This window comes from Citrobacter freundii complex sp. 2024EL-00216 (genome assembly GCF_043945515.1).
GTDB lineage: Bacteria > Pseudomonadota > Gammaproteobacteria > Enterobacterales > Enterobacteriaceae > Citrobacter > Citrobacter portucalensis.
Map to the genome: position 1 here is coordinate 1 of NZ_JBIMRA010000031.1, position 25211 is coordinate 25211.

The window sequence follows — 25211 nt, forward strand, 5'->3', positions numbered from 1 at the left end:
CCCTGAAAAGTAAAGGAAAGGGTTTATGAGTAAAACCAGCAGGATGCTCAGGTGTAAAAATGATGGTTGCCGCAATCACACCGTATGCAAGAGCATGACTGCGGCGACTGGCAAACGTCCGATAGTGTGAGTATTGAATGATTGCCAGTCACGGCGGATTGTACTTAAGCAATATGACGGTTCAAGGTGTTTAATCTGAAACCAGCCACATATCAGCCTCTTCAAACATTTCCTGAACAGTACGGCTTATCTGTTCCTTCTCATGCTTGCTGGCGTCAGTGTTGATCGCCGGCAGCGTCATCATCGGTTTTACCCAAGTACCAGTATCGGGAAAAGGCGCGGTTTCACACTTATTTCCCTTAGAATTACATCCTTTACATTAGACCTATGAATACAAGATGAAGTGCCACTTATTTGGCTAAAATGCAAACACAAATCTAACTTGGATGTGGTTTTGCGTTATTTTATAACGTTCTTTTCTAATAAAAAACATAAAGAAATATTTGTTTTAGCCGATAATCTGTTTTAACTGTATGTATTTGATTCACGACAGATAGTAGAATGTATGTTGTTACATAGGGTCAGGCATATAAAGAGGTCGGTGTGAAGAATAACCACAATTTAAAACGAATTAAGCCTTATGTGATATCAATCACGTTTTCATTTTTTATTTTTTTCTCATTGTCTGAGATTTCAATGTATTATATATACAAGGAGAGGATTGCATCATATACAGAACGAATTTTGAATAGAAGCGTTAGTCTCATTCAACAGATTGATAAAATAAATGATAGTTATGAAATATTTAATGCTTATAGTCCTTGTAGTGAACTACAACTTCATGCTCTAAGAGTGGCCTTATGGCCCTATGCTCTTATAAAAGATATATCATTTATTTCAAATGGTGCAGTCATATGTAGTGCTTTATGGGGAGTGTTGCCAGCACCATTGCTTCTCAATATCTATGATAGAAAAGTTGAAAAGGACAATGTAACTTGGTTTTTTGGTGTGTTACTGGAAAATAATGTAAAAGCTGATTTGCTAAGCAATCAAAAATTAGCCATAACGATTTCACCATTTGCATTTAATAGATTTGTTACAGACCATGAAGAGAAGGGGTTTTCTGCAATTGTAGGTGACAGAGATCATTCGCTTCATTTGTTCAAACTTGGTGAGCAGGTCGATCTTCTTGAAGAGGCTCAGCATGATAAATCCTACCAACTAGGACTTATTACCACGCAAAGCTGTAATAAAAATAATAATATCTGTGTCATGGGGGGAGTTAAATTTCCGTGGATGAGTTTCGATAGTTGGTTAACGATGTTGTTGATTTCCTTTACATCTATTGTGACCGGTGTTCTTCTGGGTGGTTTTTATAATCAAAGAGTTGCACGTAAGCAATCATTAGTTTCAAGATTAAAAAATGCGATAAGAAGCGAATCATTATATCTTGTGTATCAACCTATTTATAAAATAAAAACGGAAAAATTATTGGTGTGGAAGCACTAATTAGATGGGATGATCATGATATTGGTAGCATTCCTCCTGATATTTTTATCCCTATTGCAGAGAAGCATGGTTTAATCCAGGGAATAAGTGATTTTGTATTTCGAATGGCAGTAAAGCAAACCATGTCTCTTTCTGAGGAATTTGATATTTTTATAAGCATTAATGTTAGTTCTCAAGACCTTCTGTCGGAATCATTTCAAGAAAAAGTGTTTCAGATGATTGATGAATCAAATATAAAACCTGGTATGATAATGATGGAGTTAACAGAAAGGCAGAGCGCGGAAATAAATTCCCTCCAAAAGGTTATTTCTTTATTTAATAATAAAGGTATATCAATAGCTATTGATGATTTCGGGACTGGTCATTCAAATTTAAACTGGCTATCAAATTTACAAATAGATGAAATTAAAATTGATAAATCAATTACAGATTCTATCGATGAATGCTCTATAAATAATAATGTATTGTCAGGGTTGGTGGAGATTTTTAAAGATATAACTCACAAAGTCGTTTTCGAAGGTGTAGAAACATCAACTCAGGTGAAATATTTAACTGAAATGTTCCCTGAGTGCGGTGTCCAAGGGTGGTATTACTCAAAGCCACTATCTATAGATAAATTGACAAAATTAGTCGAGGATGCCAATTTGCCTTAACATTTAACACTTTATTTTCATTGTTTTCGCATTCTATATAACACGTGTAACCGCGAGCTATATAAATTTAACTGCAGAAGGATTTTGATATCTTGCCGCATTCAATCTGCGAGTTGGTTCAAAATTGTATGTAATGTCATGTTCGGCTTCATCAGAGAGCTGGCCGAGTTAGGCTTCACGCGTCATTTACTGGGAATATCTTCCACACAGTCTCACCTCTAGGTTGTACTTTGAACTATAGGTTTTAGCTCAGAAAGTGTTGGTATATTAAGTATGGATAAACGCGTAACTAGTTGAATTTTATGAAGTGGAAATATTGTGGATATACCAGCAAGAAAAGTTAAGTTATTGAAAATATTACCAATGAAATCGGTCTCGAAAACCGGAGTAGGGGCAACTCTACCGGGGGTTCAAATCCCCCTCTCTCCGCCACTATTCAAGCACTTGCACGCCTCGCTTTCAACGACAGTTCTCATGGATGTTTTTTTCTTTGAGTATCCTCACAAGTTTATCGTTGTAATGCCCGTGTGATAAAAAAAATACGTTTCGGATAAATAAAAAGCCCGCTTCATATGAAGCGGGCTTGCTTGTTTTTGCGTCAATTAGAACTGGTAGACTAAACCAACCGCAACGATGTCGTCAGTTGCGATACCATTGCTTTCATAGAAGCTGTCGTCTTCATCCAGCAGGTTGATTTTATAATCGACATAGGTGGACATGTTTTTGTTGAAGTAGTAAGTCACACCCACATCAACATATTTGACCAGGTCTTTGTCGACATAACGCCAGTTACCGCGACTGACTTCCTGACCACCTAAATCCTTGCCTTTAGACTGCAGGTAAGCGATGGAAGGGCGTAGACCGAAGTCGAACTGGTACTGCGCAACTACTTCAAAGTTCTGGGTTTTGTTGGCGATACCGTAATCACCGTAAGCGGTCATATTGCGAGTTTCTGCGTACATGGCAGCCAAGTAAATATCATTGGCATCATATTTGGCACCCACGGTCCAGGCATCCGCTGTGTCACCGCCTGCATAGCTGTTGGCATGGCTACTATCGCCACGGCCAGCAGCAACCTGATTGTTAGAACGGTCAGAACTGGAGTATGCAGCGCCAAGACTTAAACCGAAGTCGAAGTCATAAGAGGTGGACATACCGAAACCGTCGCCGTTCTCACGTGTCAGGTCCCGACCTTTACCATTACCGGTACCTTCGCCTGAACCACCGTCTTCATTATTGCCCTGATACTGCAAAGCAAAGTTCAGGCCATCAGCCTGCCCAAAGAAGCCTTTATTGCGATAGGTGGCTACGCCGTTGGTACGACCGGTCATATACACGTCGGTTTGGGTGTAGGAGTCACCGCCAAATTCTGGCAGCATATCGGTCCAGGCTTCTACGTCGTAGACCACGCCGTAGTTACGACCATAATCGAAGGTACCATTCTGGCCAAAACCTAAACCGGCGAAGGCCAGACGAGTTGCAGAATTTGCGCCGTCACCTTCAGCGGTATTGGCCTTAATGTTATATTCCCACTGACCGTAACCAGTCAGCATCTCGTTGATCTGGGTTTCGCCTTTAAAACCCAGACGCGCATAGGTCTGATCGCCATCGTTGCCCGCATCGTCAGAGAAATAACGCAGACCGTCGACTTTACCGTACAGATCCAGTTTATTGCCGTTCTTATTATAGATTTCAGCCGCATTTGCTGCGCCTGCAGCTAATAAAGCAGGGAGAAGCAGTGCCAATACTTTTCTTTTCATTATGTATTCCCTTTGCATGATAATTAAAATGAATATGTAGTACTATCCGAGTGACTACATTTGGATACTATCTATGAAGTTCATTTAATTTAAAATATAACATGTAACAAATGTATTTAAAATATTTCAAAATGTTTCTTTTACATCTTTATATAATTATGCGTGTGTGTTAATTACATTGGTATTCGCCATGTGAATTGTTTTTAATCAGTTAGTTATATGTGTTTATCTATTTATTTGTTATGTGTATTTTATTTGTTTTGGATGTTTGTTTTTAATATTCATATAAATTATTTTTCGATATTGGCGTGGTGGGCTTTATAAATTCATGTGGATTTTATTTTTAGTGCAATAATAAAAGATGATTATGTAATGGGGCGGGCAGTGGTCTGCAATGAAAATTGTTGCTAAGGTGATTTTCTTTCTACAAAGGAGATAGCATGAAACTGCACGACTGGCAGTCGCGATTTGAAGCCTGGTTAGCTGATAACCATTCTGGACAAGATGCTGCACATGACATCTTTCACTTTCGACGTGTGTGGATAACGGCGCAAAAGCTGAGTACAGATGCAACCGTAGACTGGCTGGTGGTGTTGACCGCGTGCTACTTCCACGATCTCGTCAGCCTGCCAAAGAACCATCCTGAGCGTCATTGTTCGTCGGTACTGGCAGCCAAGGAAACACGTTGTGTTTTGATGCGCGATTTTCCGGATTTTCCACAACAGCGGTTATCGGCAGTGTGTCATGCCATTGAGGCGCACAGTTTTAGCGCCAAAATCGCGCCAGAAACCCTTGAAGCGAAAATCGTGCAGGATGCAGACCGGCTTGAGGCGCTGGGTGCAATTGGTTTAGCGCGCGTATTTGCCGTTTCAGGGGCGTTGGGGGTTGCGCTGTTTGATGCGGAAGATCCGTTTGCCCGAAAGCGTAGCCTTGACGATAAACAGTACGCGCTCGATCACTTCCAGACCAAGTTATTGACGTTGCCGTTGACGATGCAAACCGAGCAAGGGCGGCATTTGGCACAACATAATGCGGATTTTTTACTGACGTATATGGCGAAGCTGAGTGCGGAGCTAAAAGGAGAATACGAAATGCTGGATCTTGACGCGATTCAACCCTTTAAAGCGCGCTAGTCGCCAATACGGCTGAAACGTCAACCGTGCTAATTTATGTTAATCTGTCGGTTATCCATTTCTGCCGGTTAAATGTATGCAGGATAATTTTTCAGTAGCAGGCTCCATGAACCCGATGACAGATGAAAACGAGGCCGACGTGCAGGTGATGTTGGCCAAGTTGCTTGAAATATATGACGTGAAAACGCTGGTTGCTCATCTGAATGGCGTTGGTGAGAACCGCTGGAGCCCGGCCATCTTTAAGCGAGTGGTTGCTAATGAAACATGGCATCGCCTCAGCGACCGCGAGCTCATTCATCTGAATACTTTGTTGCCGAAACCACCTGCGCATCATCCGCATTATGCCTTTCGCTTTATCGATCTTTTTGCCGGTATTGGCGGCATTCGTCGCGGCTTTGAAGCGATTGGCGGGCAGTGCGTGTTTACCAGTGAGTGGAACAAGCATGCGGTGCGCACCTATAAAGCGAACAACTACTGCGATCCGCTCCAGCACAACTTTAATGAAGATATTCGTGATATCACACTCAGCCATCACGATGGGGTGAGTGACCAGCAGGCGGCAGAACATATTCGCCAGCATGTTCCTGAACATGACGTGCTGTTAGCCGGATTCCCTTGTCAGCCATTTTCTCTGGCTGGTGTATCAAAGAAAAATGCGTTAGGGCGGGCACATGGTTTCGCCTGTGATACGCAAGGCACGCTATTTTTTGACGTGGTGCGCATTATCGATGCGCGTCGGCCCGCCATATTTGTGCTCGAAAACGTCAAAAACCTGAAGAGTCACGATCAGGGCAAAACGTTTCGCATCATTATGCAAACGCTGGACGAGCTGGGTTATGACGTAGCGGATGCGGCGGATAACGGTCCGGACGATCCGAAAATCATCGATGGGCAACATTTTTTGCCTCAGCATCGCGAACGTATCGTGCTTGTCGGCTTCCGACGCGATCTGAATTTGAAATCAGACTTCACGCTGCGGGATATTGTCACGCGTTATCCGCCGCGGCGTACTACGCTGGCGGAACTGCTTGAGCCGACCGTCGATGCGAAATATATACTGACGCCGGTGCTGTGGAAATACCTCTATCGCTATGCGAAAAAGCATCAGGCGCGGGGCAATGGATTTGGCTATGGCATGGTGTATCCCGGTAACCCTGATAGCGTAACGCGCACATTATCTGCGCGTTATTATAAAGATGGGGCGGAGATCCTGATTGACCGTGGCTGGGATATGGCGCTGGGTGAAAAAGATTTTGACGATCCGCAGAATCAGCGCCACCGCCCACGCAGACTTACGCCCAGAGAGTGCGCTCGTCTGATGGGGTTTGAATCTCCGCAGGGCTATCAGTTCAGGATCCCTGTGTCAGATACTCAGGCTTATCGCCAGTTTGGTAATTCGGTGGTCGTTCCGGCATTTGCGGCGGTGGCCAGGCTGCTGGAGCCGAAAATCAGGCAGGCAGTTGCTATTCGCGAGTAAGAGAACCAGCGTGGCAGACGTTCACGATAAAGCAACACGCAGTAAAAATATGCGGGCGATAGCTACCCGCGATACCGCAATTGAAAAACGCCTTGCCAGCGTGCTGACAGAGCAGGGGGTAACGTTTCGCGTGCAGGATGCGACGTTACCCGGTCGCCCCGATTTTGTGGTGGATGATTATCATTGTGTGATTTTTACTCACGGCTGTTTCTGGCACCACCACGATTGCTATTTGTTTAAAGTCCCCGCGACACGAACGGAATTCTGGCTGGAAAAAATAGGCAAAAATGTCCAGCGCGATGCGCGGGATTGTGAAAAGTTGCAGGCTCTGGGCTGGCGCGTACTGATTGTCTGGGAGTGCGCCCTGCGTGGTCGTGAAAAGCTGGACGATGAAGCGTTATCTGAACGTGTCATCGAGTGGATCTGCGGCGGTGGCGACACCGCGCAGATCGACACACTCGGTATTCATTTACTGTAACGTTTTTTCCGACGGGGTAGCAACGGCATCCGCTTTAACAGGGAACAGGTATTTCCCCAACGTTACCAGCACCACAGCAAACACGATCACGCCGAGCGCCAGCCATTCGATAGGGGCCAGTCTTTCACCCCCCAGACCGGTACCTAACAGCACGGCTACAACCGGATTGACGTAAGCATAGCTGGTGGCTAGCGCCGGGCTGACATTGCGGATCAGGAACATATACGCATTAATGGCAATAATGGAGCCAAACAGGGCCAGGTAAGCCACAGCCATAAAGCCTGAAAATGTTGGCATGGTGGTCAGTTTTTCCCCAGAGAGTAGCGATGCGCACATCAGCACAATACCGGCGGCTAACATTTCAATGGCTCCGGCCATCATGCCAACGGGTAGCGTAATGCGTGAACCGTATACCGAGCCAAACGCCCAGCTTATTGAACCGATCAGGATCAAAATAGCGCCCCACGGATTGCCACTTAAATTGCCCCCGCTGTTCAGCATGATGATCCCTGCTAGCCCAATCGCTATCCCCAACCATTCCAGCTTGCGCGTTTTGATGCCAAAAAAGTGGCTAAAACACAGCGTAAATAACGGGACGGTGGCGACCACCACGGCGGCAATACCGGAAGGGACATTTTGGTGTTCTGCGACGGTGACCAGCCCATTACCCACAGCCAGCAGCAGGATACCAATTAACGCGGCGTTCAGGATTAGGCGTAAGGGGGGCAGCTTATGCCCACGAATAAGTAAGAAACTTGTTAATAAAATTCCCGCGGAGAGAAAACGTACGGCTGCCATCATTAACGGCGGCCAGCTTTCAACGCCAATGCGAATAACGAAGTACGTGGAACCCCAAATGATGTACAGCGCGAATAGCGCACTGAAAAGCGGTAACAATTGCCTGAAACGCATAATCCCTCACGGTGGAAATAAAAAGGTGCAACATAGTAAACGTCAAAACTATCTTACTGGCGAGATTTATAATTACGTGTTGATGTTAAAAACTTGTTGACCAGAAAGGTCAGTTTCAGCATGGCGTGTTTTACTTCATACTTATGACTGCAAAAAAATAATATTGAGGGTGAAAATTTTGGCAGGAAGTAGCTTACTGACCTTACTCGATGATATCGCCACGCTGCTGGATGATATCTCAGTGATGGGAAAACTGGCCGCGAAAAAAACCGCGGGTGTGCTGGGTGATGATCTGTCGCTTAATGCACAGCAGGTGTCGGGCGTGCGGGCGAACCGCGAACTCCCGGTGGTCTGGAGTGTAGCGAAAGGATCGTTTGTTAACAAAGTTATTCTGGTGCCGTTGGCGCTATTGATAAGCGCATTTATTCCCTGGGCGATCACCCCCTTATTAATGGTAGGCGGGGCGTTTCTCTGTTTTGAAGGGGTGGAAAAGGTTCTGCATACCCTGGAGGCGCGGAAGCACAAAGAAAGCCCGGAAGAGCGTCAGCAGCGTCTGGCTGCTCTGGCCGCACAGGATCCACTCACCTTTGAGAAAGATAAAATCAAAGGGGCAATACGTACCGACTTCATTTTGTCTGCCGAGATTGTCGCAATTACGCTGGGTATTGTAGCGGACGCACCCTTGCTGAATCAGGTGTTGGTGCTATCAGGTATCGCGTTAGTGGTGACCGTGGGCGTGTATGGCCTGGTCGGGATTATCGTTAAGCTTGATGACATTGGGTACTGGTTGGCAGAAAAGCGTAGCCTGCTTGCCCAGTCGTTGGGCAAAGGGTTACTGGTGGTTGCCCCCTGGCTTATGAAAACACTTTCTGTGGTCGGCACACTGGCGATGTTTTTAGTGGGAGGCGGCATTGTGGTACACGGAATATCGCCGCTGCATCATGCGATTGAACATTTTGCTCAGCAGCAAAGTACATTGATTTCGCTAATGCTTCCGACCCTGCTTAACCTGGTGCTCGGCTTTATCATCGGTGGGATTGTCGTTTTGCTGGTAAAAGCTGTCGCCAGAGTGCGCGGGATTTCGCACTAATTGTTACAGGACTGATTACGCAAAACGCCTCCTTGTCATCTAAGGTGTAAAGGTTTCTCTTGATACAGGAGGCAGGTATGGTCTTTTCTGTCAGTGAGGAAGTCACCTCCAAAGAGGGTGGCCCACGTATGATCGTTACCGGGTATGCCAGCGGAATGGTGGAGTGTCGCTGGTACGACGGCTTTGGCGTTAAACGGGAAGCATTCCGTGAAGATGAACTGGTGGTGCCTGGCGAGCGAAGACAGCTCTCCCAGGATGCCTGAACATTTGGCTCGACCGTAACCTGGTGATCTCTCACCCATTAGTTATATTTATCATTCTGGTGAGAATTATTTACTTGTCAGGCAAAAAAATTGCAGATAAGGTTTGGTTCACATCAGATTTTCTGGTGTAACGAATTTACAAGTGCTTCTTGCATAAGCAAGCTTGATCCCGACCCGATAAGGGCCGGGATTTTTTTCGCCCTCAGTCAGCGATTGATCTCCGACACGCTAAAGTCATGGATATCAAGCTCGAACGCATCGGCCAGTTCATGCCATGTATGGTAATCACGCCCGTCAACGCTGACGCGCTCCGGGTCATCCTGGCTGCGATGAATTTCACTCTCGCAGATTTCGTTGATTGCCTTTAGCAGCGCGTCGACATCGACGCTGACTTCACGTTTGGCCGTATCGCTGTACTCTTTCGCGGTTTTCATCCTCATACCTCTCAACCGTTAAGGATACCGGGGGAGCGTACCCAAACATCAGATACGCACAACTTAAGTATAGACCGTCGATAAAACCCGCAATCGCGCGTGCACAGCGCTGCCAGAAAAAGGAATTTGTTCTACACTGGCACAAAGCCACAGGAGGAAAACTATGAAGGTGAATGATCGGGTCACAGTCAAAACGGACGGCGGTCCTCGTCGACCGGGCGTGGTACTGGCAATCGAAGAATTTAGTGAAGGCACCATGTACCTGGTTTCGCTGGAAGACTACCCGCTCGGTATCTGGTTCTTTAATGAATCAGGTCATCAGGATGGTATCTTTGTGGAAAAAGTGGAGTGAGATGAGTTTCGCTGTTTGATTCTGACTGGTGGAGTCGCCACCAGTCAGAACGTTTTAGCGCATATTCACAAAGATACCATTGGTGACGTTATCCGTAAGCCTTACAACGTGATAGATAACTTGCTTATTATGCGTTTTAATCTTTCGTTTTATATTCCCCTTATGGGATGACACCGTCTTGGCTTTGATATTCATTTGATCTGATATCTGTATTGTTCCCTGACCCTCCATCCACATACGCAGCATGCTGGATTCGGTTCGACTTAATGATAATGTCGGCAGATTCACATCAATAGCAATATCTACTTCCTTTTTCAGAATATCGCCAAGTAGTTTATCCAGTGAATCAGGTTTAATCGATTTAGAACTAATCAATAAATTTTTTCTGACGAGTAGATATTCATCAAAATGCACGTTGGCAATTGCCATAAACACAATAAATAATGTTCTGGGATGCTGATTAATGATTTGCTTTATTTGCTGGCTATTAGCAGGATCGTGGATAAAGCAGTCCTCATTAATAAACACCACAGCGGGTTGTTGAGAGACACAGGCGAGACTGAGTTCATCAACGTTGGAAATGTTGTTGATTTCCCTTTTTTTCACTCCCCGACTTACCAGATATCCGGTTAACCCTAGTCGGGTGTAACTGCATAAATCCATAATAATCGTTGACATGGCATACCCTCACTCAATGCGTAACGATAATTCCCCTTACCTGATTATTTCATCACAACTAAACGGAATAATAACGACCCAAGATGACGCTTTCGCTGTTTTTCAGGCGAATTTACTATCCCGTAAAGTTGCGTATAATTTGCCAGGAAACATCTTAAAGTAAAGTGAATGTTGCGTTATGTGAGTGAGACAAAAACAAATAAGCCGCGACAGAGATATCCTGGTGGATGTTGTCACTTTTTAAATTTAGGACAATCCTTAGTAAAACAGGATAAAAAATAAGGGTTATTATTTTCCAGGCATTTCGCTGACGATATCGGCCAGTAAATTAAAAATCTCACTGAATAATCGTTCACAGAATGGCGCAATTAATGGCATTAGCGCCGCCATTAGTGAAATACCTACGGTCAGAGTGAGAGGAAAGCCGATGACGAAAACCGACAGCTGTGGTGCCATGCGATTTAACAAACCAAGTGCGAGGTTCAGCGTGAGCAGTAGCGTCATTACCGGCAGGGCCAGCATTAGCCCGTTGAGGAAAATCAGGCTACCTGCCCGTGCCAGCGCGAGAAACGCATTGCTGTTCACCGGATTGCCGCCGATGGGCAGAGTATGAAAAGTATCTACCAGCAGCGAAATCAGCCATAAATGGCCGTTAAAGGTCAGGAACAGCAGCATGGCGAGCATGTCGATCAGTCGTGCCAGAACCGGCATATTCAGACGGCTACCGGGATCGAAGAACGTCGCGAAGGAAAGGCCCATTTGCAGGCCAATTAATTCCCCGGCGGTACGTACTGCGGCAAACGCAAACTGCATGGTGAAGCCTAATGCGATACCGATCAGGATTTGTTGCATTGCCTGCCAAAGCGCGCCAACAGAAAAGATGGGGACGTCAACGGCGGGAATCGATGGGGCGATAACGACGGTAATCATCAACCCCAGCCCCAGCTTTACCCGTTTGGGGATGGCTCGTTCACTGAGGATGGGGGCCGTTGAGATGAGCGCCAGTATGCGCAACAAAGGCCAGAAGTATAAATTCAGCCAGTGGAGCCACTCAACGCTGGACACCTGCAACATAACGTTGTCTACCCGATGATATAGGGGATATTGCTGAACAGCGTACGCACGTAGTCGAGCAGCAGGTTAAGCATCCACGGGCCAGCAACAATGATGGCAATAAACACCGCGACAATTTTGGGGATGAAGGACAGCGTCATTTCGTTAATCTGGGTCGCCGCCTGCAGAATACTGATGATAAGACCCGTGATGAGAGCGACCAACAGCAAAGGCGCGGCAAGGGCCAGGGCGACTTTCATCGCCTCTGTGCCCATCATCATGACCGATTCAGGAGTCATTTCGTGCCCCTAACTGTAAAAGCTTTGTGCCAGCGAGCCGACAAGTAGCTGCCAACCGTCTACCAACACAAACAGCATCAGCTTGAACGGCAACGCGATTGTGGCGGGCGGGACCATCATCATCCCGAGCGCCATCAACACGCTGGCGATCACCAGGTCGATAATCAGAAACGGAATAAAAATGGTAAAGCCTATCTGGAATGCTGTTTTCAGCTCACTGGTGACATAAGCGGGCAGCAAAATTCGCATCGGCACGGCTTCTGGTCCCTGTAACGGACCGCTGTTTGCTAAGCGCGCGAAGAGTGCCAGATCGGCTTCACGGGTCTGGCGCAACATAAACTCACGCAGCGGCTGGGCGCCTTTCTCCATGGCTTCCTGCATGGAGATCTTCTCTTCGCTGAACGGTTGGTATGCGTCAACGTAGATTTTATCGATCACCGGCGACATGATGAAAAAGGTCAAAAAGAGCGCCAGGCCCAGGAGCACCTGGTTAGGTGGTGCTGAGGGGGTACCCAGCGCATTTCGCAGGAGACCGAAAACGATGATGATGCGGGTGAAGCTGGTCATCATCAGCAAAATTGCAGGCAGGAACGTCAGCGAGGTGATGAACACCAGCGTCTGCACGGGCAACGTCCAGTTTTGTCCGCCGCCCGGCAACGGCTGACTGACCAGACCCGGGAGTTGGGCGAGGGCAACGGGGCTGAAAAGCCACAAGCCTGCAAGCGTAAGGGATAACAAACGGCGCATCAGGATCTCCCAGGACGCTTCAGCAAACTCTTCATCATGGCCTGGAAATCCGCAGGGGAGGCCGTTTTTTCTTCTGCATCGGCAGGTGCCGGGGGCAGGGTATGCAGGACATTAATCTGCGAGGCTGTGACGCCCAGTACCAGACGGGCATCTTCGACCTCGACAATCACCACGCGCTCACGTGGACCCAGTGAGGTGCTGGCCGTGACTTTCAGCCCACGCGTACCGGCACTTTTGGGGGCAAACCCCAGACGTTTAATGACCCAGGCCGCCGCCAGGATCAAGACGATGATCCCGAGCAGCGCGCCGCTTACCTGCACCAGCGGTGAGCCGGGAACGGCGGCGGGTTGAGAAACGGTAGCCTGGGTATTCATGATTAACGGCTCAGGCGGCGCATACGTTCAGACGGGGTGATAATGTCAGTGATACGCACACCGTATTTATCCGCAACTACGACGACTTCGCCCTGGGCAATCAGATAACCGTTGATCAGAATATCCAGCGGTTCGCCTGCAAGACCATCCAGTGCGACAACCGAACCCTGCGTCAGACGCAGCAGCTCTTTGATGGTCATGCGGGTACGGCCCAGTTCGACGGTCAGCTTGACCGGAATGTCCATGATCAGGTCGATGTCCTGCAAAGCACCGCTGACGTCGCCGCCACCTAACTGCTGGAATACCGCATCGGCCGCACTTTTGGTGGGCGTGGTTTTTTGCTCGTTTAACGCGTCAGCCCACAGATCGTCCAATGCGCCAGTGTTCTCATCGGACGGATTATTCATATCACTCATTTGGGCTGTTCCTCATTCAGCGAATTCAAAATCGGGTTTATCAGATGTTCTACGCGTAACGCATACTGACCGTTTACGGTGCCATACTGGCTGGTCAGCACAGGCACGCCGTCCACATGAGCAATAATGCGGTCGGGTTTTTCAATCGGCAGTACATCGCCGGGTTTCAGTTTTAAAATCTGGGATAGCCGCAGCGGAATGTCGGCAAAGTTTGCCACCAGCTCCAGCTCAGAATGCTGAACCTGACGCACCAGATTATTGCGCCAGTTCTGATCTTCATTACGCGAGTTTTCCAGCGGCGGGTTCACCAGCAGCTCACGCAACGGTTCAATCATGCTGAATGGCAGACAGATGTTAAATTCACCGGTCAGGTTGCCAATTTCAACGTGGAACGGAGTGTTCACCACAATGTCGTTAGGAGAAGTGGTGATATTGGTAAATTTCACCTGCATCTCGGAACGAACGTATTCCACTTCCAGCGGGTTGATGGCCTTCCACGCGTCGCTGTAGCTTTCCAGCGCCAGCTTCAGCATGCGGTTAATAACGCGCTGTTCCGTGTGCGTAAATTCGCGGCCTTCGACTTTCGTCGGGAAACGACCGTCACCGCCAAACAGGTTGTCTACGGCGATAAATACCAGACTCGGTGAGAACACCACCAGACCCGTACCGCGCAGCGGCTTCAGGTGGATTAAGTTCAGGTTGGTCGGAACCGGTAAGTTGCGCGCAAATTCATGGTATGGCTGGATACGGATCGCACCCACGGTAATATCCGGGCTACGGCGCAACAGGTTAAATAATCCCATTCGGAACTGGCGCGCAAAGCGTTCGTTAATGATCTCCAACGCCTGTAAACGCTCACGTACCACGCGACGCTGAGTGTTGGGATCATAAGGACGAATATCGCTTTCTTTTGCGATACCTGAAATGGGTTCGTCTTTGGTTTCGCTATCGCCGTTGAGCAATGCGTCGATTTCAGCCTGAGAAAGAATACTGTCGCCCATGTCTTTACCGCAGAATAAAAGCTGTATAAAGAACGTCGGTGACAACCTGTTTCGGCTGCCCGACAACGAGCGGAGTCGCCAGCGTCTCTTTGATGGCGGTAATCAGCTGTTGCTTACCTTCCTCGGTGGCGAGTGTGGCTGCATTCTGACGAGAGAACAGCAGCAGCAGGCGGCTGCGCACTTCCGGCAGATATTCGTTAAGACGTGAACGTGTCGCCTCATCTTTCATGCGCAGCGTGATACCGATATACAGCACACGATCTGCATCACCCAGATTGACGGTAAAGGTATCCAGCGCAAAGAACACCGGGGCTGGCGGTGGAGGCGGTTCCGCTTTGACGCTGGCGGACGGCTGCTGCTGCATGCGCCAGTAGCTATAACCCGCAGTTGCGCAGGCGGCGAGAGTAATTAATACCAGCAGAGGGATCCAAATAGCGCGTTTACTTTTTTTGTTAATCGCGGAGTCAGTCATCAGATACGGGCTTCCTGTTTCGGTACAGCTTATGGGCTGATTATCCCGTGTCCTGTCCACGACAAAGCGTGGAAAAGACGCGGATAATCATGCTACCTCTGGCGTTAGGCGAAGATGTCTACTGCGCCATCGCCGCGGGCAGCGGCTTGCAGCGAGGCTGGGGTTGCCAGTATTGCGTCATCTTCAGCGGCAAAAATGTCTTGTCCTTGAGCGCGACCAGCCTGCTGTTGCTGCCCGGAAGACTGCTGATGGCCAGCGAAGCTTTCACTGCTGATGTTGCTTTGCCCCAGTTGAATGCCGCTTTCAGCCAACTGCGTACGCAGCATCGGTAATGCGGCTTCCAGTGCGGCGCGCACGTGACTGTGCGGTGAAACCATTTGTAACTGTGCGAGGTTGTCGTCCAGCTTGAGGGAAATATGTACCTGACCCAGGTCTTGCGGATGCAGACGCAGCTCTGCGCTTTGCTGGCCCTGGCGCGTGAACAATGTGACGTGCTGGCTCAGCGATTGCTGCCATTCATGGCTACCTAACGGAGCGCTTAACACCGGCGCGGCCGTCGGTAACGGTTGTGCGTGTGTTTGTGGACCACTTAGCGGGGCCGCAGTCATGCCAATGCTGGTCGGTGACGGGGTGCTGTCGATTTCAGCTCTGGCGTTCGCCGCCGCCGTCAGCGGGGTTAGTGTTGGATTGTTTGCCTGATTAGCACCACCGCCAGCAAGTGTGACATCCGCTTTACCTTTTTTGGCATCACCCGGCAGCAATTCGTCTGCGTTATCAGTCGTCGCGCCGTGTGCAGCGCCACGTGACAACACCGAAAGCGTGGCATCAACCGGGGCTGGTGCGCTGTCGACGGCAGGCGTTGCCAGCGGTTGTCCTGGTAGCATGGCGAACAGTGCGCTCAGGTTGGCGAGATCGTCATCACTCAGCGTAGTGTTTTTTTCGTCCTGCTGAGCAACTTTGCCCAGCGTCGTCAGGGCATTAGCTTTCAGTGAAGGTGTGAGAGCAGACAACAGTTGCTGAGCGTCTGTCATGTCGGCAAGAGAAGCCTCGGTTTGTAGCTCCTGTTGCGCCAACAGATCGGTTAATTTGACCGACTGTGCGGCATCGCCATTTTTTTGCAGTAACCCTTTTTGCAGCTTACTGCTGGCCGCCTGTAAGTCGGCAAGCGACAGCGGAGCGTCTTTACCCTGCGCGTCGCCCGCACCTAATGCGCCAGCCAGCAGCGCTAAAAAATCCTCGGGTGAATCTACCGCTTTGCCTGACTGAAGACCTGCGGCTACGTCGGTGTCGGTGGTAATCAGTTGGGGTAAAGTAATCATTCGGGTTTCCTCATAGCTGCGCGCTGAGCAAATTCATCCATTTTTTTCTGATCCAGACGGTTTTCGGCCAGTAACGCCGCCGAGGTTTGTCTGTCCTGCAACGTCTGCCACGCCTGTAATCGTTGTTTTTTGTCGCGCCAACTGTTCAAAGCCATGTCCACTTTTTGCGTCCACTGATTGAGCTGTTGGCGGTGTTGTTCAATCGCTTTTTCCAGCGTCTGAATAAATTGCTGGTAGTTAATCCAGCGATTGCTGGTAATACCCTGGCCCATATCGGTATTCAGATTGTTGCGATACTCATGCTGATAATCGATCAGCATTTTTAACTGTTCTTCTGCCTGCTGACAGCCACGACGCATCTCTCCTAATAAGACAGCGGCGTCATCTACCTCTTTTTCAGCCAGGTCTTTCAGTGTTGCTAACGCACCATGTTGTGCCATGACCTATGCTCTCCTGCTTAATCACACACCAGGGAAAATCAGTTCTAAAGCTTGTAGAGAATCTTCCCAGTCAGCCCGTTCAAAGATGCCTTGCTGTAAAAACGCTTCCAGCTGTGGCCATAAGGCGATGGCTTTATCCAGCATTGGATCGCTGCCTTTGGCATACGCCCCCACGCTAACCAGATCGCGGTTACGCTGGAAGCTGGACAGCAACTGTTTAAAGTTGCGCACCCGTGCGTAGTGTTTTTCACTAATGAGCGCGGTCATGGCGCGGCTGATCGAGGCTTCAATATCGATGGCCGGATAGTGACCCGCCTCGGCCAGATGGCGGGACAGCACAATGTGGCCGTCCAGAATCGCGCGCGCGGAATCGGCAATCGGGTCCTGCTGGTCGTCACCCTCGGTCAGGACAGTGTAAAACGCGGTAACTGAACCGCCGCCGTGAATACCGTTCCCGGCACGTTCAACCAGCGCCGGTAATTTGGCGAATACTGACGGCGGATAACCTTTAGTCGCCGGCGGCTCGCCGATCGCCAGGGCTATCTCACGTTGCGCCATCGCATAGCGGGTGAGGGAATCCATAATCAGCAATACGTGCTGCCCGCGATCGCGGAAATCTTCGGCGATGCGCGTGGCGTAGGCCGCGCCTTGCATACGTAACAGCGGCGAGACGTCCGCCGGAGCGGCAATCACTACCGAGCGTGCGCGACCGTCAGCGCCGAGAATATTTTCAATAAAATCTTTAACTTCGCGGCCACGCTCGCCAATCAGGCCCACGACGATGACGTCGGCCTGGGTATAGCGCGCCATCATGCCGAGCAGGACGCTTTTACCGACGCCGGAACCTGCGAAAAGCCCCATACGCTGGCCGCGACCAACGGTTAACAACGCGTTGATGGGGCGTACGCCAGTATCCAGGACGTGTTCAATTGCGGTCCGTTGCAGCGGGTTAAACGGCGGTGTAATCAGCGCGCCGGTTTCGGTGGTATCCGGGGCGGGCAGTCCGTCGAGCGGTTTGCCGCTACCGTCCAGCACACGACCCAGCAGAGCAGGGCCAAGCGGTAATTGCTTCCCGCTTTGCAGACCTTCTCCGGCAATGTTCTTCGCGTATACGCGTGCGCCGGGCAGAACGCCTTCGACCTCCTCGAGCGGCATCAGAAACAGACGTTGACCGTTAAAGCCTACGACTTCGCTTTCAACTTCCTGGGTTTCGTTGCCATCCTGGCGTTCAATGACGCAGGTGGCACCCAGCGGCAGCTGTAACCCCGTAGCTTCCAGCACCAGCCCGGTGGCGCGGGTCAGACGACCGTAACGACGCACCGCAGGCAGCAGCGACATTTTCTCTTCGAAGTTGTCCAGCGTATTGAGCCAGCGAGTCAGGCGAGTAGTCATTACACGACTCCCGGCGCTGCCAGACGGCAGAGTTCTTGCCAGCGTGTGGCGACGCTGGCATCCAGATCGCCTTCGTCGGCTGAGACTTTACATCCGCCGTGATGCAGCGTGGGATCGCCGCGCAGCCGCCAGCCGTGCAGGCTGAGAGTGGCACCGAGCATCTCCTCAACACGCTGGAGATCGTCCGGATGTACGCGCAGCTGCGGTTTACCGCTAAACAGCGGTTCCTGTTGTAATAACTGTTGGATCTGCTTAATCAGCGCAGCGTTATCCACGATAGGCGTCTGACCAATCACCTGACGCGCAGCTTCCAGCGCCATTTGCATCAGGCGCGAGGCAATGACGCTGTCCAGTGCGTCCAGCGTATTCTGAAACTCGCTCACCAGTTGCTGCATACGGGCATGAATCGGCGCATGCTGCGCACGCGCCTGGTTCTGGCCTTGCTCCAGCCCCTGGCTCAGACCTTCCTGATAGCCTTGTTCATGACCCTTTTGTCGACCTTCCGCCAGCCCCGCGTTATACCCTTGCTCATGGGCCTGCATTTGCAGCTGTGCGAGCTGTTGTTCAAGCTGTTGCTCTGCTGAAAGCTCGGGTTCTTCCGTCTCTTCGGACAGCGGCGTTTCGCTGTGGTCGGCCAGCACGAACTCTGCCATCGGTGGGGCGAGATCGTCCGGAGTCCAGACTTTCCACGGCAGTTCGTTAGACATAGGTATCCTCGCCGCTGCCGATCACCATCTCGCCGGTTTCCGCCAGACGACGCACAATAAGCAGAATCGCTTTCTGTTCGTTTTCCACCTGCGACAAGCGCACCGGACCGCGGTTGGCAAGGTCGTCGCGCAGAATATCGGCAGCACGTTGCGACATGTTGCGCAGGAACTTCTCGCGTAGCGGCTGTTCGGCACCTTTCAGCGCAATCAGCAGCGATTCGGAATCCACTTCCTGCAGCAGGCGCTGGATACTGCGATCGTCGACGTCCACCAGGTTTTCGAACAGGAACATCTCGTCGATAATTTTCTGCGCCAGTTCGCCGTCGAACTCGCGTACGGCGGTGATAACCGCTTCTTCCTGCTGGGTTTTCATCAGGTTGATAATTTCTGCCGCCGTTCTCACGCCGCCCATTTTGCTGCGCTTGAGGTTCTGGCCATCGAGCAGACCGTTCAGTACCTCGGTCAGTTCTGCCAGCGCGGCAGGCTGCACGCCGCCGAAGGTAGCAATACGCAGCATCACGTCGTGACGTAAACGCTCGTCGAACAGCGCCAGAATATCGGCGGCCTGGCCCCGTTTGAGGTGCACCAGAATGGTGGCGATAATCTGCGGATGCTCGTCGCGGATAAGGTCGGCGGCGCTTTGCGGCTCCATAAAGTTGAGCGTTTCAATGCCGCTGGTGGTATCGCGGGTTTCCAGAATATCTTCCAGCAGGCTGGAGGCGCGTTCCTCGCCCAGCGCTTTCACCAGCACGGAGCGCAGATATTCGTTGGCGTTGATATTCAGCGCGGCAAACTGTTCTGCTTCTTGCTCAAATTCGGCCAGCACTTCCGTCAACTGTTTGTTGGAGATCTGGCGTACGTTCGCCATCGCTGTACTCAGCGCCTGAACTTCGCGCGTGGAAAGGTGTTTAAACACCTCAGCAGCGCGATCTTCGCCAATGGTCATCAGCAGGATGACGCTTTTATCGGTACCGGTAAGGGCATTACTCATGATCGTTACTCATCCACTGGCGAATGACCAGCGCCACGACGCGCGGATCGTTATCTGACATTTCACGAATACGCTGGCTCATCACTTCTGCACCCAGACGCTGATTCGTACGACGCTGCTGGGTCTGTTCGTCTTTGCTGAGGCGAACTTCTACCGCTTCTTCGGTTTCCTGACGAATACGCGTTTGTTCTTGTACCGCTTTTGCTTCTTCGCTGCGGCGAACCAACTGCGGGCGAACAGCTTTGCGCCACAGGATCCAGGCAACTAGCAGAACCAGTAACCAACGGCCTGCGGTCATCAACTGATCAATAAAGAACGGCTGTTTCCAGAACGGCAGCTCGCCAATGGAATCGTCGGTCGCCGTGAACGGAGAGTTCACCACGTTCAGGGTATCGCCACGTTTATCGGAGAAGCCCATCGCTTCGCGGGTCAGGTCCTCAATCTGTTTCATCTGATCGGCGGTTAACGGCAGTGGTTTGCCGTCCGGCAACGTTTTATAGTTGACCACCACAGCCACCGATAGACGCTGCACATCGCCGACGTTCATTTTGGTGTGGCGAATGGTACGGTCGACTTCATAGTTGCTGGTTTCATTGCGCTGCGTACTGCGTGGACCGGCATTATTGCTGTTATTTGCCGTCTGCGTGGTTTGCGCATTTTGCTGATTAGCCGGTGGGTTGGCGATTGGCGCGGTATTCGCCGGTGCTGGCTGATTAGACAATGCGCCCGGTACGCCGCCCGGCGCTCCGCTACCGATCTGCTCACTGACGTTTAACTGGCGTGAACGCAGCACGGCCTGGGAATCATCACCGTTTGGACGGTACTGTTCTTCGGTTTGCTCTTTATTAGCAAAATCCAGCTGCGCGGTGACCTGCGCATGTACGTTACCGTTGCCGACAATCGGCGACAGGATCGATTCGATACGACGTTGAACACGGCCTTCGACATCGCTGGCGTATTTCAACTGCGCATCGTTAAGATCGCGGCTGCTGGTGTTCGACTGAGTTAACAGATGACCCGCCTGGTCGACCAGCGTAACGTTGCCCGGCGGTAACCCGGCGACAGCGCTGGAAACCAGATGCGTAACTGCACTGATCTGACCTTCATCCAGTGCGCGACCCGGTTCAAGATTCACGGTCACGGAGGCTGAAGGCGCTTTTTGCTCACGCACAAACAGCGACGGTTTCGGCATTGCCAGATGCACGCGGGCGCGTTTTACCGGTCCCAGCGTTTCAATGGTACGGGCTAATTCACCTTCCAGCGCACGCTGGTAGTTGACCTGCTCGCTAAACTGGCTGATACCAAACTTTTCCTGATCCAGCAGTTCAAAACCAACGGCGCCGCCTTTCGGTAGGCCTTGCTGCGCCAGACGTAAACGTAGTTCGTGGACTTTATCGGCAGGAACTTCTATAGCACCGCTTCCCTCAGTAAAACGATAGGGAACGTTCATCTGCGTCAGTTGGGTGACAATCGCGCCACCATCCTGATCGGAAAGATTGCTGAACAGCGTGCGATAGTCAGGCGCTTTGGCCCACAGGACCATCGCCACGATGATAGCGACGGCAGCGGCTCCCGCCACAATCAAAGGAATTCTGGGATTCGCGCGCAGGCGGTTTAACCACTCGAGAGGTTTAAGCTGGGTTGCAGTCGATGCTGTCGCACTCATCTCGCACCTCGTGGCTTATCGTGGACGGCGTTTTTTGCAAAGTGGAACAAGACTCACTCCCGGGTCAGCAAACTCGAAAAATTGACGGTCTCATTATTTGCGGTTTCGAATTTTTCTATGCGTTAAAAACCGTGGTTTTTTATCGTTATTTAACGCCTTTATCTTATTGACTAACTGGTAATCTCAGCTACGTAAAAAATCATCCAGGGGATCAGAATGTCGGCAATACAGGGGATTGAAGGGGTCATCAGCCAGTTACAGGCCACGGCGATGTCAGCAAAAATGCAGGATATGCAGCCACAACCGACCGTGAGTTTTGCCGGACAACTGCATGCGGCGTTAGACAGAATCAGCGATGTGCAAACCGCGTCCCGTACGCAGGCTGAGAAATTTACCCTGGGTGAGCCGGGTATTGCGTTAAATGATGTGATGACCGATATGCAAAAAGCGTCGGTATCGATGCAGATGGGTATTCAGGTGCGTAACAAACTGGTGTCGGCGTATCAGGAAGTCATGTCCATGCAAGTTTAGGCTGCATAACCTAATGATATTTAATGTTAATATCCATCCGATCCTACCGCATGGGGCATGGATGGGGCAAACTCACTCAATTTCTGGTTGAGTATGAGTACCTGGTCCTGGTTGTTTTCTGCCATCCAGGATCCGTACACCCGGTAAACCATTTGCGCGTCGGTGTGGCCCATTTGCTTCGCGATGAAATTAGGGTTGGCACCGGCGGCCAACGACCAGCATGCATACGTGTGTCTTGACTGGTATGCTCTGCGATAGCGAATCCCGGCGCGCCGCATTGCCGCCTCCCACGACTGGTTGATCGACCCTACTGCATAATGATGCCCAGCCCGGCCATTACGCGATACGATCTGCGGGTTGAACACGAACGTGCATGGATGCACATCAGTACGGCCGTATTCACGTAATTTCACCTCAACCTGATATTGCTTGTTCAGCCTGGTCATTTCAGCCTGGTTCTTCAACACATCGATGGCTGGCTGTATAAGGTTAATGATGCGATCCGTTCCGGCCTCAGTTTTAGGAAGGGTGAACTCCTTCGTTAAAGTGTGGTTGCGACGGATCATCATCGTTCCAGCTTTCAGGTCGATATCTTCCCATGCCAGAGATACCAGCTCTCCATGCCTCACCCCTGTGTACACGGCCAGAGACCACATGTTTTTCAATTGCTGATGAGTACATGCATTAATCATCCTGACGAACTCCTCTCGTGTGAGCGGATCTGGTTCAGTACGAGACCGTTTGAGCATGGAAATGCCGTTAAACGGATTCGCCTTAACATAACCACTGTCCGCAGCGAAGTTAAACATGCCTGACATGGTTCTCATGTAGTTGTTGACAGTCCTGACGGATCTTCCTTTTACTGGTGTCTTTTGTCCTGTCTTCAATACGTGATAGCCGGTTAACAACTCCTTCCTTATAAAAAGCAGGTCTTCCTGTGTCACCGCAGATACCAGCTTGTCCCCACCAATTCTCGGTATCATGTTGCGCGCTATAGATGAATAGCGTGACATCGCGTTGGTGCTGATCTCCATCCGCTTCAACTCAAGCCACTTGTTCGCCAACTCGAGCACAGTGATTTCCTTATTCTCTACTCCGAATTTTTTCAGGTTCGGCGAGTCCGGGAACTGAGCAGCATAATTGAAGTTACCAGTCTTTATCGCAAAGCAAACTGACGCGCGCAATTCGCCTGCAACCTTCCTGTTTTTTGATGTATCTGGCACGCCTAGGCTTTCACGCACCCGGGTGCCTTTATAGATGAACCATATGCGGAGCGTGCCGCCATGGTTCTCCACGCCTGTTGGGTATGCTGACTTAGCCATTATTCCCTCCTGACGTCCAAGAGCCCGCTAAGCATAAACGGATCTTCATTGGCGCGCACCCGGCTGTTTCTTTGACATGCTCTCAACCCACTGGTCAATAGCCTTTCTGTTGTACATACACTCGCTGTTTTTCTTAGGCACTCCGTCAGGGGAAACATGCAGATATTCCCGTCCTACCATCCAGCAATTTTTTCGGGCCCGCTCGATAGTGCCCGGGCGAAGGCCGGTAATCTCGACGAGCTTTTCTTCGGTCACCCAGTCGTTGGGTACGATTAAGGTCATTTCGCTCATGGGTATCTCCAGGCAAAAAGAAGCCCGGACGAACCGGGCAAATGGGGGATATCCTCGGCACCTCAAACGTTATCACCGCGCCAGAGGTTATGCGCCTGTATCAGGATATCGAAAGTGTTGCTACCGACTTCGGTACCACCTCAGAAGAGTACAAGGCAGCCAATCTTTACTTCCAGCAGTCACCGCAACCGCGGGATTTGTACATTGGTAAAATGAGCAAAACACCGGTACCTGCTACAGCTGGAACCCTCACCGGCGCTCAACTCAATGCCACCGAACAACGTATTGAAAACTTCAGCGCTGTCACCGATGGCGCACTGAATATCACCATTGATGGCACTGCAAAAAATATCAGTGCTGTAGACCTGTCTGCGGTGACCACGTTGGCAGAAGTGGCAACGGCCATCAGCACCAAACTGGCCGGCGCTGTTGTGACCTGGAATGCTGTTACCGCACACTTCCTGATTACTTCGCCAACAACCGGTGCAGCATCAATCGTTGGCATTCCTTCGGCCGCTGGTGCAGGAACGGATCTGGCTCCGTTAATGGGAATTAATGCGGCAAGTAATCCGACAGCGGTAAGTGGAACTGATGCTCAGGCTGGTTCTGCGGTTCCTTCTGTGGCGACTGCTTTGGGATACTCTGCTGACTGGTACGGCCTTGTCATTGCTGACACGAGTATGACAGATCAGGATCATCTTGATGTTTCTGCTCTCATTGGCTCCGCAAGCGACTCCCGTATATATGGTGTGACTACTGCCGATGCCAAAGTTCTTAGTTCCACGGATGCTTCTGACATTGCCAGCAAATTGAAAGCTGCTGGCTACGTGCGCACGTTCTGTCAGTACAGCCAGGTACCGTATGCAGCAGCTTCTGCATTCGGGCGTGCGTTCACTGTCAACTTCCTGGGAAATAACACCACCATTACCCTGAAATTCAAGCAGGAGCCGGGCATCACTGCCGAGACAGTCACCGCGCAACAGGCTGACACGCTGAAGGCCAAAAACTGCAACGTGTTCGTGCGTTATGCCAACGACACAGCAATCATCCAGGAAGGGGTGATGTCCAACGGCGACTTCTTCGACGAACGTCACGGACTCGACTGGCTGCAGAACTACGTCCAGAACAACCTATGGAACCTGCTTTACACCTCCACCACCAAAATTCCACAGACTGAAGCTGGTGTGACGCGCCTGGTAACCAACATTGAGCAATCGATGGACCTGGGGGCGAATAACGGCCTGGTGGCTCCAGGTATCTGGAATGGGGGTAACGTTGGGCAACTGACGGCAGGGGATATGCTGACCAAAGGCTATTACGTCTTCGCTAACTCGCTCAATGCGCAAGCTCAGGCAGACCGTGAGGCGCGAAAAGCTCCGGTGATCCAGGTGGCAACCAAACTGGCGGGTGCTATCCACTTCGCTGACGTATTAATCGACGTGGTGCGCTAA

28 protein-coding genes, 1 tRNA gene and 2 pseudogenes are annotated in these 25211 nt (G+C 50.4%); 11 read left to right on the plus strand and 20 right to left on the minus strand.

What is annotated here, in order from left to right; translation table 11 throughout:
• Positions 1–190: 190 nt before the first annotated feature.
• Positions 191–334, minus strand: a pseudogene (locus ACHHZ7_RS23155) (DinI-like family protein); the annotation flags it as partial.
• Positions 335–603: 269 nt separating this feature from the next.
• On the opposite strand from ACHHZ7_RS23155, the gene ACHHZ7_RS23160 reads away from it, so the two are divergent.
• The 3 genes from ACHHZ7_RS23160 to ACHHZ7_RS23170 all read left to right on the plus strand — a co-directional run bounded on the left by ACHHZ7_RS23160 (position 604) and on the right by ACHHZ7_RS23170 (position 2594).
• Positions 604–1509 carry a CSS-motif domain-containing protein gene (locus ACHHZ7_RS23160; RefSeq protein WP_240487977.1) on the plus strand — a complete coding sequence of 302 codons (906 nt, stop codon included), beginning with the start codon at positions 604–606 and terminating at the stop codon, positions 1507–1509.
• A complete protein-coding gene (locus tag ACHHZ7_RS23165) occupies positions 1497–2162 on the plus strand; it encodes an EAL domain-containing protein (protein ID WP_240487978.1) in 666 nt (221 codons plus the stop codon). The genes ACHHZ7_RS23160 and ACHHZ7_RS23165 overlap by 13 nt, the downstream gene beginning before the upstream one ends.
• Positions 2163–2471: 309 nt before the next feature.
• Positions 2472–2594 (plus strand) — tRNA-OTHER (locus ACHHZ7_RS23170).
• A gap of 170 nt (positions 2595–2764) precedes the next feature.
• Here the strand turns inward: ACHHZ7_RS23170 and ompC are convergent.
• A complete protein-coding gene (gene ompC / locus ACHHZ7_RS23175) occupies positions 2765–3922 on the minus strand; it encodes a porin OmpC (RefSeq protein ID WP_060683647.1) in 1158 nt (385 codons plus the stop codon).
• Between the two features lie 440 nt (positions 3923–4362).
• On the opposite strand from ompC, the gene ACHHZ7_RS23180 reads away from it, so the two are divergent.
• The 3 genes from ACHHZ7_RS23180 to ACHHZ7_RS23190 all read left to right on the plus strand — a co-directional run bounded on the left by ACHHZ7_RS23180 (position 4363) and on the right by ACHHZ7_RS23190 (position 7010).
• On the plus strand, positions 4363–5055 hold the full coding sequence (locus tag ACHHZ7_RS23180) for a phosphohydrolase (RefSeq protein WP_060683648.1): 693 nt from the start codon (positions 4363–4365) through the stop codon (positions 5053–5055).
• A gap of 76 nt (positions 5056–5131) precedes the next feature.
• The gene (locus ACHHZ7_RS23185; RefSeq protein ID WP_060683649.1) at positions 5132–6532 is read left to right on the plus strand and encodes a DNA cytosine methyltransferase; all 1401 of its coding nucleotides are present in this window, start codon (positions 5132–5134) and stop codon (positions 6530–6532) included.
• A gap of 10 nt (positions 6533–6542) precedes the next feature.
• On the plus strand, positions 6543–7010 hold the full coding sequence (locus ACHHZ7_RS23190; protein ID WP_003839067.1) for a very short patch repair endonuclease: 468 nt from the start codon (positions 6543–6545) through the stop codon (positions 7008–7010).
• Here the strand turns inward: ACHHZ7_RS23190 and yedA are convergent.
• Positions 7002–7922, minus strand: a complete 921-nt coding sequence (gene yedA / locus ACHHZ7_RS23195; RefSeq protein ID WP_003834062.1) for a drug/metabolite exporter YedA — start codon at positions 7920–7922, stop codon at positions 7002–7004. The genes ACHHZ7_RS23190 and yedA overlap by 9 nt on opposite strands.
• A gap of 178 nt (positions 7923–8100) precedes the next feature.
• Between yedA and ACHHZ7_RS23200 the strand changes: the two genes are divergently transcribed.
• Both ACHHZ7_RS23200 and ACHHZ7_RS23205 read left to right on the plus strand, forming a co-directional pair.
• Complete coding sequence (locus tag ACHHZ7_RS23200; RefSeq protein WP_048235177.1) at positions 8101–9012, plus strand: DUF808 domain-containing protein; 912 nt, start codon at positions 8101–8103, stop codon at positions 9010–9012.
• A gap of 77 nt (positions 9013–9089) precedes the next feature.
• A complete protein-coding gene (locus ACHHZ7_RS23205) occupies positions 9090–9275 on the plus strand; it encodes a YodC family protein (protein WP_003834060.1) in 186 nt (61 codons plus the stop codon).
• A 206-nt stretch (positions 9276–9481) separates the two neighbouring features.
• Here the strand turns inward: ACHHZ7_RS23205 and yodD are convergent, their stop codons facing one another.
• On the minus strand, positions 9482–9709 hold the full coding sequence (yodD, locus tag ACHHZ7_RS23210; RefSeq protein WP_003030417.1) for a YodD family peroxide/acid resistance protein: 228 nt from the start codon (positions 9707–9709) through the stop codon (positions 9482–9484).
• Positions 9710–9872: 163 nt separating this feature from the next.
• Between yodD and dsrB the strand changes: the two genes are divergently transcribed.
• The gene (gene dsrB, locus ACHHZ7_RS23215; protein ID WP_003030419.1) at positions 9873–10061 is read left to right on the plus strand and encodes a protein DsrB; all 189 of its coding nucleotides are present in this window, start codon (positions 9873–9875) and stop codon (positions 10059–10061) included.
• A gap of 54 nt (positions 10062–10115) precedes the next feature.
• Here the strand turns inward: dsrB and rcsA are convergent, their stop codons facing one another.
• The 14 genes and pseudogenes from rcsA to fliF form a co-directional block, all read right to left on the minus strand.
• Positions 10116–10739 (minus strand): transcriptional regulator RcsA, encoded by a 624-nt coding sequence (gene rcsA / locus ACHHZ7_RS23220; protein WP_060683650.1) that lies wholly within the window; start codon positions 10737–10739, stop codon positions 10116–10118.
• 233 nt (positions 10740–10972) lie between these two features.
• Positions 10973–11813, minus strand: a pseudogene (gene fliR, locus ACHHZ7_RS23225) (flagellar biosynthetic protein FliR).
• Between the two features lie 8 nt (positions 11814–11821).
• Entirely contained in the window at positions 11822–12091 is a 270-nt protein-coding gene (fliQ, locus tag ACHHZ7_RS23230; RefSeq protein WP_008785117.1) for a flagellar biosynthesis protein FliQ, read from the minus strand.
• A 9-nt stretch (positions 12092–12100) separates the two neighbouring features.
• Positions 12101–12838, minus strand: coding sequence for a flagellar type III secretion system pore protein FliP (gene fliP / locus ACHHZ7_RS23235; protein ID WP_003834056.1), 738 nt, complete (start codon positions 12836–12838; stop codon positions 12101–12103).
• Entirely contained in the window at positions 12838–13215 is a 378-nt protein-coding gene (fliO, locus tag ACHHZ7_RS23240; protein ID WP_103014243.1) for a flagellar biosynthetic protein FliO, read from the minus strand. The genes fliP and fliO overlap by 1 nt, the downstream gene beginning before the upstream one ends.
• Positions 13215–13628, minus strand: coding sequence for a flagellar motor switch protein FliN (gene fliN / locus ACHHZ7_RS23245; protein ID WP_003030433.1), 414 nt, complete (start codon positions 13626–13628; stop codon positions 13215–13217). The genes fliO and fliN overlap by 1 nt, the downstream gene beginning before the upstream one ends.
• Entirely contained in the window at positions 13625–14629 is a 1005-nt protein-coding gene (fliM, locus tag ACHHZ7_RS23250; RefSeq protein WP_003030434.1) for a flagellar motor switch protein FliM, read from the minus strand. Before fliM ends, fliN begins: the two co-directional genes overlap by 4 nt.
• A gap of 4 nt (positions 14630–14633) precedes the next feature.
• Positions 14634–15101 (minus strand): flagellar basal body-associated protein FliL, encoded by a 468-nt coding sequence (gene fliL, locus ACHHZ7_RS23255; protein WP_003834054.1) that lies wholly within the window; start codon positions 15099–15101, stop codon positions 14634–14636.
• 104 nt (positions 15102–15205) lie between these two features.
• Positions 15206–16420 carry a flagellar hook length control protein FliK gene (fliK, locus tag ACHHZ7_RS23260; protein ID WP_060683653.1) on the minus strand — a complete coding sequence of 405 codons (1215 nt, stop codon included), beginning with the start codon at positions 16418–16420 and terminating at the stop codon, positions 15206–15208.
• A complete protein-coding gene (fliJ, locus tag ACHHZ7_RS23265; RefSeq protein WP_003834052.1) occupies positions 16417–16860 on the minus strand; it encodes a flagellar export protein FliJ in 444 nt (147 codons plus the stop codon). The genes fliK and fliJ overlap by 4 nt, the downstream gene beginning before the upstream one ends.
• A 21-nt stretch (positions 16861–16881) precedes the next feature.
• Positions 16882–18252 (minus strand): flagellar protein export ATPase FliI, encoded by a 1371-nt coding sequence (gene fliI / locus ACHHZ7_RS23270; RefSeq protein ID WP_003030440.1) that lies wholly within the window; start codon positions 18250–18252, stop codon positions 16882–16884.
• Complete coding sequence (gene fliH / locus ACHHZ7_RS23275; RefSeq protein ID WP_003834049.1) at positions 18252–18959, minus strand: flagellar assembly protein FliH; 708 nt, start codon at positions 18957–18959, stop codon at positions 18252–18254. The genes fliI and fliH overlap by 1 nt, the downstream gene beginning before the upstream one ends.
• Positions 18952–19950, minus strand: a complete 999-nt coding sequence (gene fliG / locus ACHHZ7_RS23280) for a flagellar motor switch protein FliG (RefSeq protein WP_003030443.1) — start codon at positions 19948–19950, stop codon at positions 18952–18954. The genes fliH and fliG overlap by 8 nt, the downstream gene beginning before the upstream one ends.
• Positions 19943–21616, minus strand: coding sequence for a flagellar basal-body MS-ring/collar protein FliF (gene fliF / locus ACHHZ7_RS23285; protein WP_071445475.1), 1674 nt, complete (start codon positions 21614–21616; stop codon positions 19943–19945). Before fliF ends, fliG begins: the two co-directional genes overlap by 8 nt.
• A gap of 216 nt (positions 21617–21832) precedes the next feature.
• Between fliF and fliE the strand changes: the two genes are divergently transcribed.
• Complete coding sequence (gene fliE, locus ACHHZ7_RS23290) at positions 21833–22147, plus strand: flagellar hook-basal body complex protein FliE (RefSeq protein WP_003030448.1); 315 nt, start codon at positions 21833–21835, stop codon at positions 22145–22147.
• Positions 22148–22173: 26 nt separating this feature from the next.
• Here the strand turns inward: fliE and ACHHZ7_RS23295 are convergent, their stop codons facing one another.
• Positions 22174–23469, minus strand: a complete 1296-nt coding sequence (locus ACHHZ7_RS23295; RefSeq protein WP_060683655.1) for a site-specific integrase — start codon at positions 23467–23469, stop codon at positions 22174–22176.
• A gap of 45 nt (positions 23470–23514) precedes the next feature.
• Positions 23515–23760 (minus strand): excisionase family protein, encoded by a 246-nt coding sequence (locus ACHHZ7_RS23300; RefSeq protein ID WP_060683656.1) that lies wholly within the window; start codon positions 23758–23760, stop codon positions 23515–23517.
• A 41-nt stretch (positions 23761–23801) separates the two neighbouring features.
• Here ACHHZ7_RS23300 and ACHHZ7_RS23305 point away from each other — a divergent pair, with 41 nt between their 5' ends.
• Complete coding sequence (locus tag ACHHZ7_RS23305) at positions 23802–25211, plus strand: DUF3383 domain-containing protein (RefSeq protein WP_123969787.1); 1410 nt, start codon at positions 23802–23804, stop codon at positions 25209–25211.

What these genes read in the sequence shown, in the direction of transcription:
- ompC (WP_060683647.1), bottom strand. Translation starts at nt 3,922, where the DNA reads ATGAAAAGAAAAGTATTGGCACTGCTTCTCCCTGCTTTATTAGCTGCA.
- ACHHZ7_RS23205 (WP_003834060.1), top strand. Translation starts at nt 9,090, where the DNA reads ATGGTCTTTTCTGTCAGTGAGGAAGTCACCTCCAAAGAGGGTGGCCCA.
- ACHHZ7_RS23295 (WP_060683655.1), bottom strand. Translation starts at nt 23,469, where the DNA reads ATGGCTAAGTCAGCATACCCAACAGGCGTGGAGAACCATGGCGGCACG.
- fliG (WP_003030443.1), bottom strand. Translation starts at nt 19,950, where the DNA reads ATGAGTAATGCCCTTACCGGTACCGATAAAAGCGTCATCCTGCTGATG.
- fliL (WP_003834054.1), bottom strand. Translation starts at nt 15,101, where the DNA reads ATGACTGACTCCGCGATTAACAAAAAAAGTAAACGCGCTATTTGGATC.
- ACHHZ7_RS23305 (WP_123969787.1), top strand. Translation starts at nt 23,802, where the DNA reads ATGGGGGATATCCTCGGCACCTCAAACGTTATCACCGCGCCAGAGGTT.
- fliF (WP_071445475.1), bottom strand. Translation starts at nt 21,616, where the DNA reads ATGAGTGCGACAGCATCGACTGCAACCCAGCTTAAACCTCTCGAGTGG.
- dsrB (WP_003030419.1), top strand. Translation starts at nt 9,873, where the DNA reads ATGAAGGTGAATGATCGGGTCACAGTCAAAACGGACGGCGGTCCTCGT.
- fliP (WP_003834056.1), bottom strand. Translation starts at nt 12,838, where the DNA reads ATGCGCCGTTTGTTATCCCTTACGCTTGCAGGCTTGTGGCTTTTCAGC.
- rcsA (WP_060683650.1), bottom strand. Translation starts at nt 10,739, where the DNA reads ATGTCAACGATTATTATGGATTTATGCAGTTACACCCGACTAGGGTTA.
- fliM (WP_003030434.1), bottom strand. Translation starts at nt 14,629, where the DNA reads ATGGGCGACAGTATTCTTTCTCAGGCTGAAATCGACGCATTGCTCAAC.
- fliK (WP_060683653.1), bottom strand. Translation starts at nt 16,420, where the DNA reads ATGATTACTTTACCCCAACTGATTACCACCGACACCGACGTAGCCGCA.
- fliE (WP_003030448.1), top strand. Translation starts at nt 21,833, where the DNA reads ATGTCGGCAATACAGGGGATTGAAGGGGTCATCAGCCAGTTACAGGCC.
- fliN (WP_003030433.1), bottom strand. Translation starts at nt 13,628, where the DNA reads ATGAGTGATATGAATAATCCGTCCGATGAGAACACTGGCGCATTGGAC.
- ACHHZ7_RS23180 (WP_060683648.1), top strand. Translation starts at nt 4,363, where the DNA reads ATGAAACTGCACGACTGGCAGTCGCGATTTGAAGCCTGGTTAGCTGAT.
- fliQ (WP_008785117.1), bottom strand. Translation starts at nt 12,091, where the DNA reads ATGACTCCTGAATCGGTCATGATGATGGGCACAGAGGCGATGAAAGTC.
- yodD (WP_003030417.1), bottom strand. Translation starts at nt 9,709, where the DNA reads ATGAAAACCGCGAAAGAGTACAGCGATACGGCCAAACGTGAAGTCAGC.
- fliI (WP_003030440.1), bottom strand. Translation starts at nt 18,252, where the DNA reads ATGACTACTCGCCTGACTCGCTGGCTCAATACGCTGGACAACTTCGAA.
- ACHHZ7_RS23300 (WP_060683656.1), bottom strand. Translation starts at nt 23,760, where the DNA reads ATGAGCGAAATGACCTTAATCGTACCCAACGACTGGGTGACCGAAGAA.
- fliH (WP_003834049.1), bottom strand. Translation starts at nt 18,959, where the DNA reads ATGTCTAACGAACTGCCGTGGAAAGTCTGGACTCCGGACGATCTCGCC.
- ACHHZ7_RS23185 (WP_060683649.1), top strand. Translation starts at nt 5,132, where the DNA reads ATGCAGGATAATTTTTCAGTAGCAGGCTCCATGAACCCGATGACAGAT.
- fliJ (WP_003834052.1), bottom strand. Translation starts at nt 16,860, where the DNA reads ATGGCACAACATGGTGCGTTAGCAACACTGAAAGACCTGGCTGAAAAA.
- yedA (WP_003834062.1), bottom strand. Translation starts at nt 7,922, where the DNA reads ATGCGTTTCAGGCAATTGTTACCGCTTTTCAGTGCGCTATTCGCGCTG.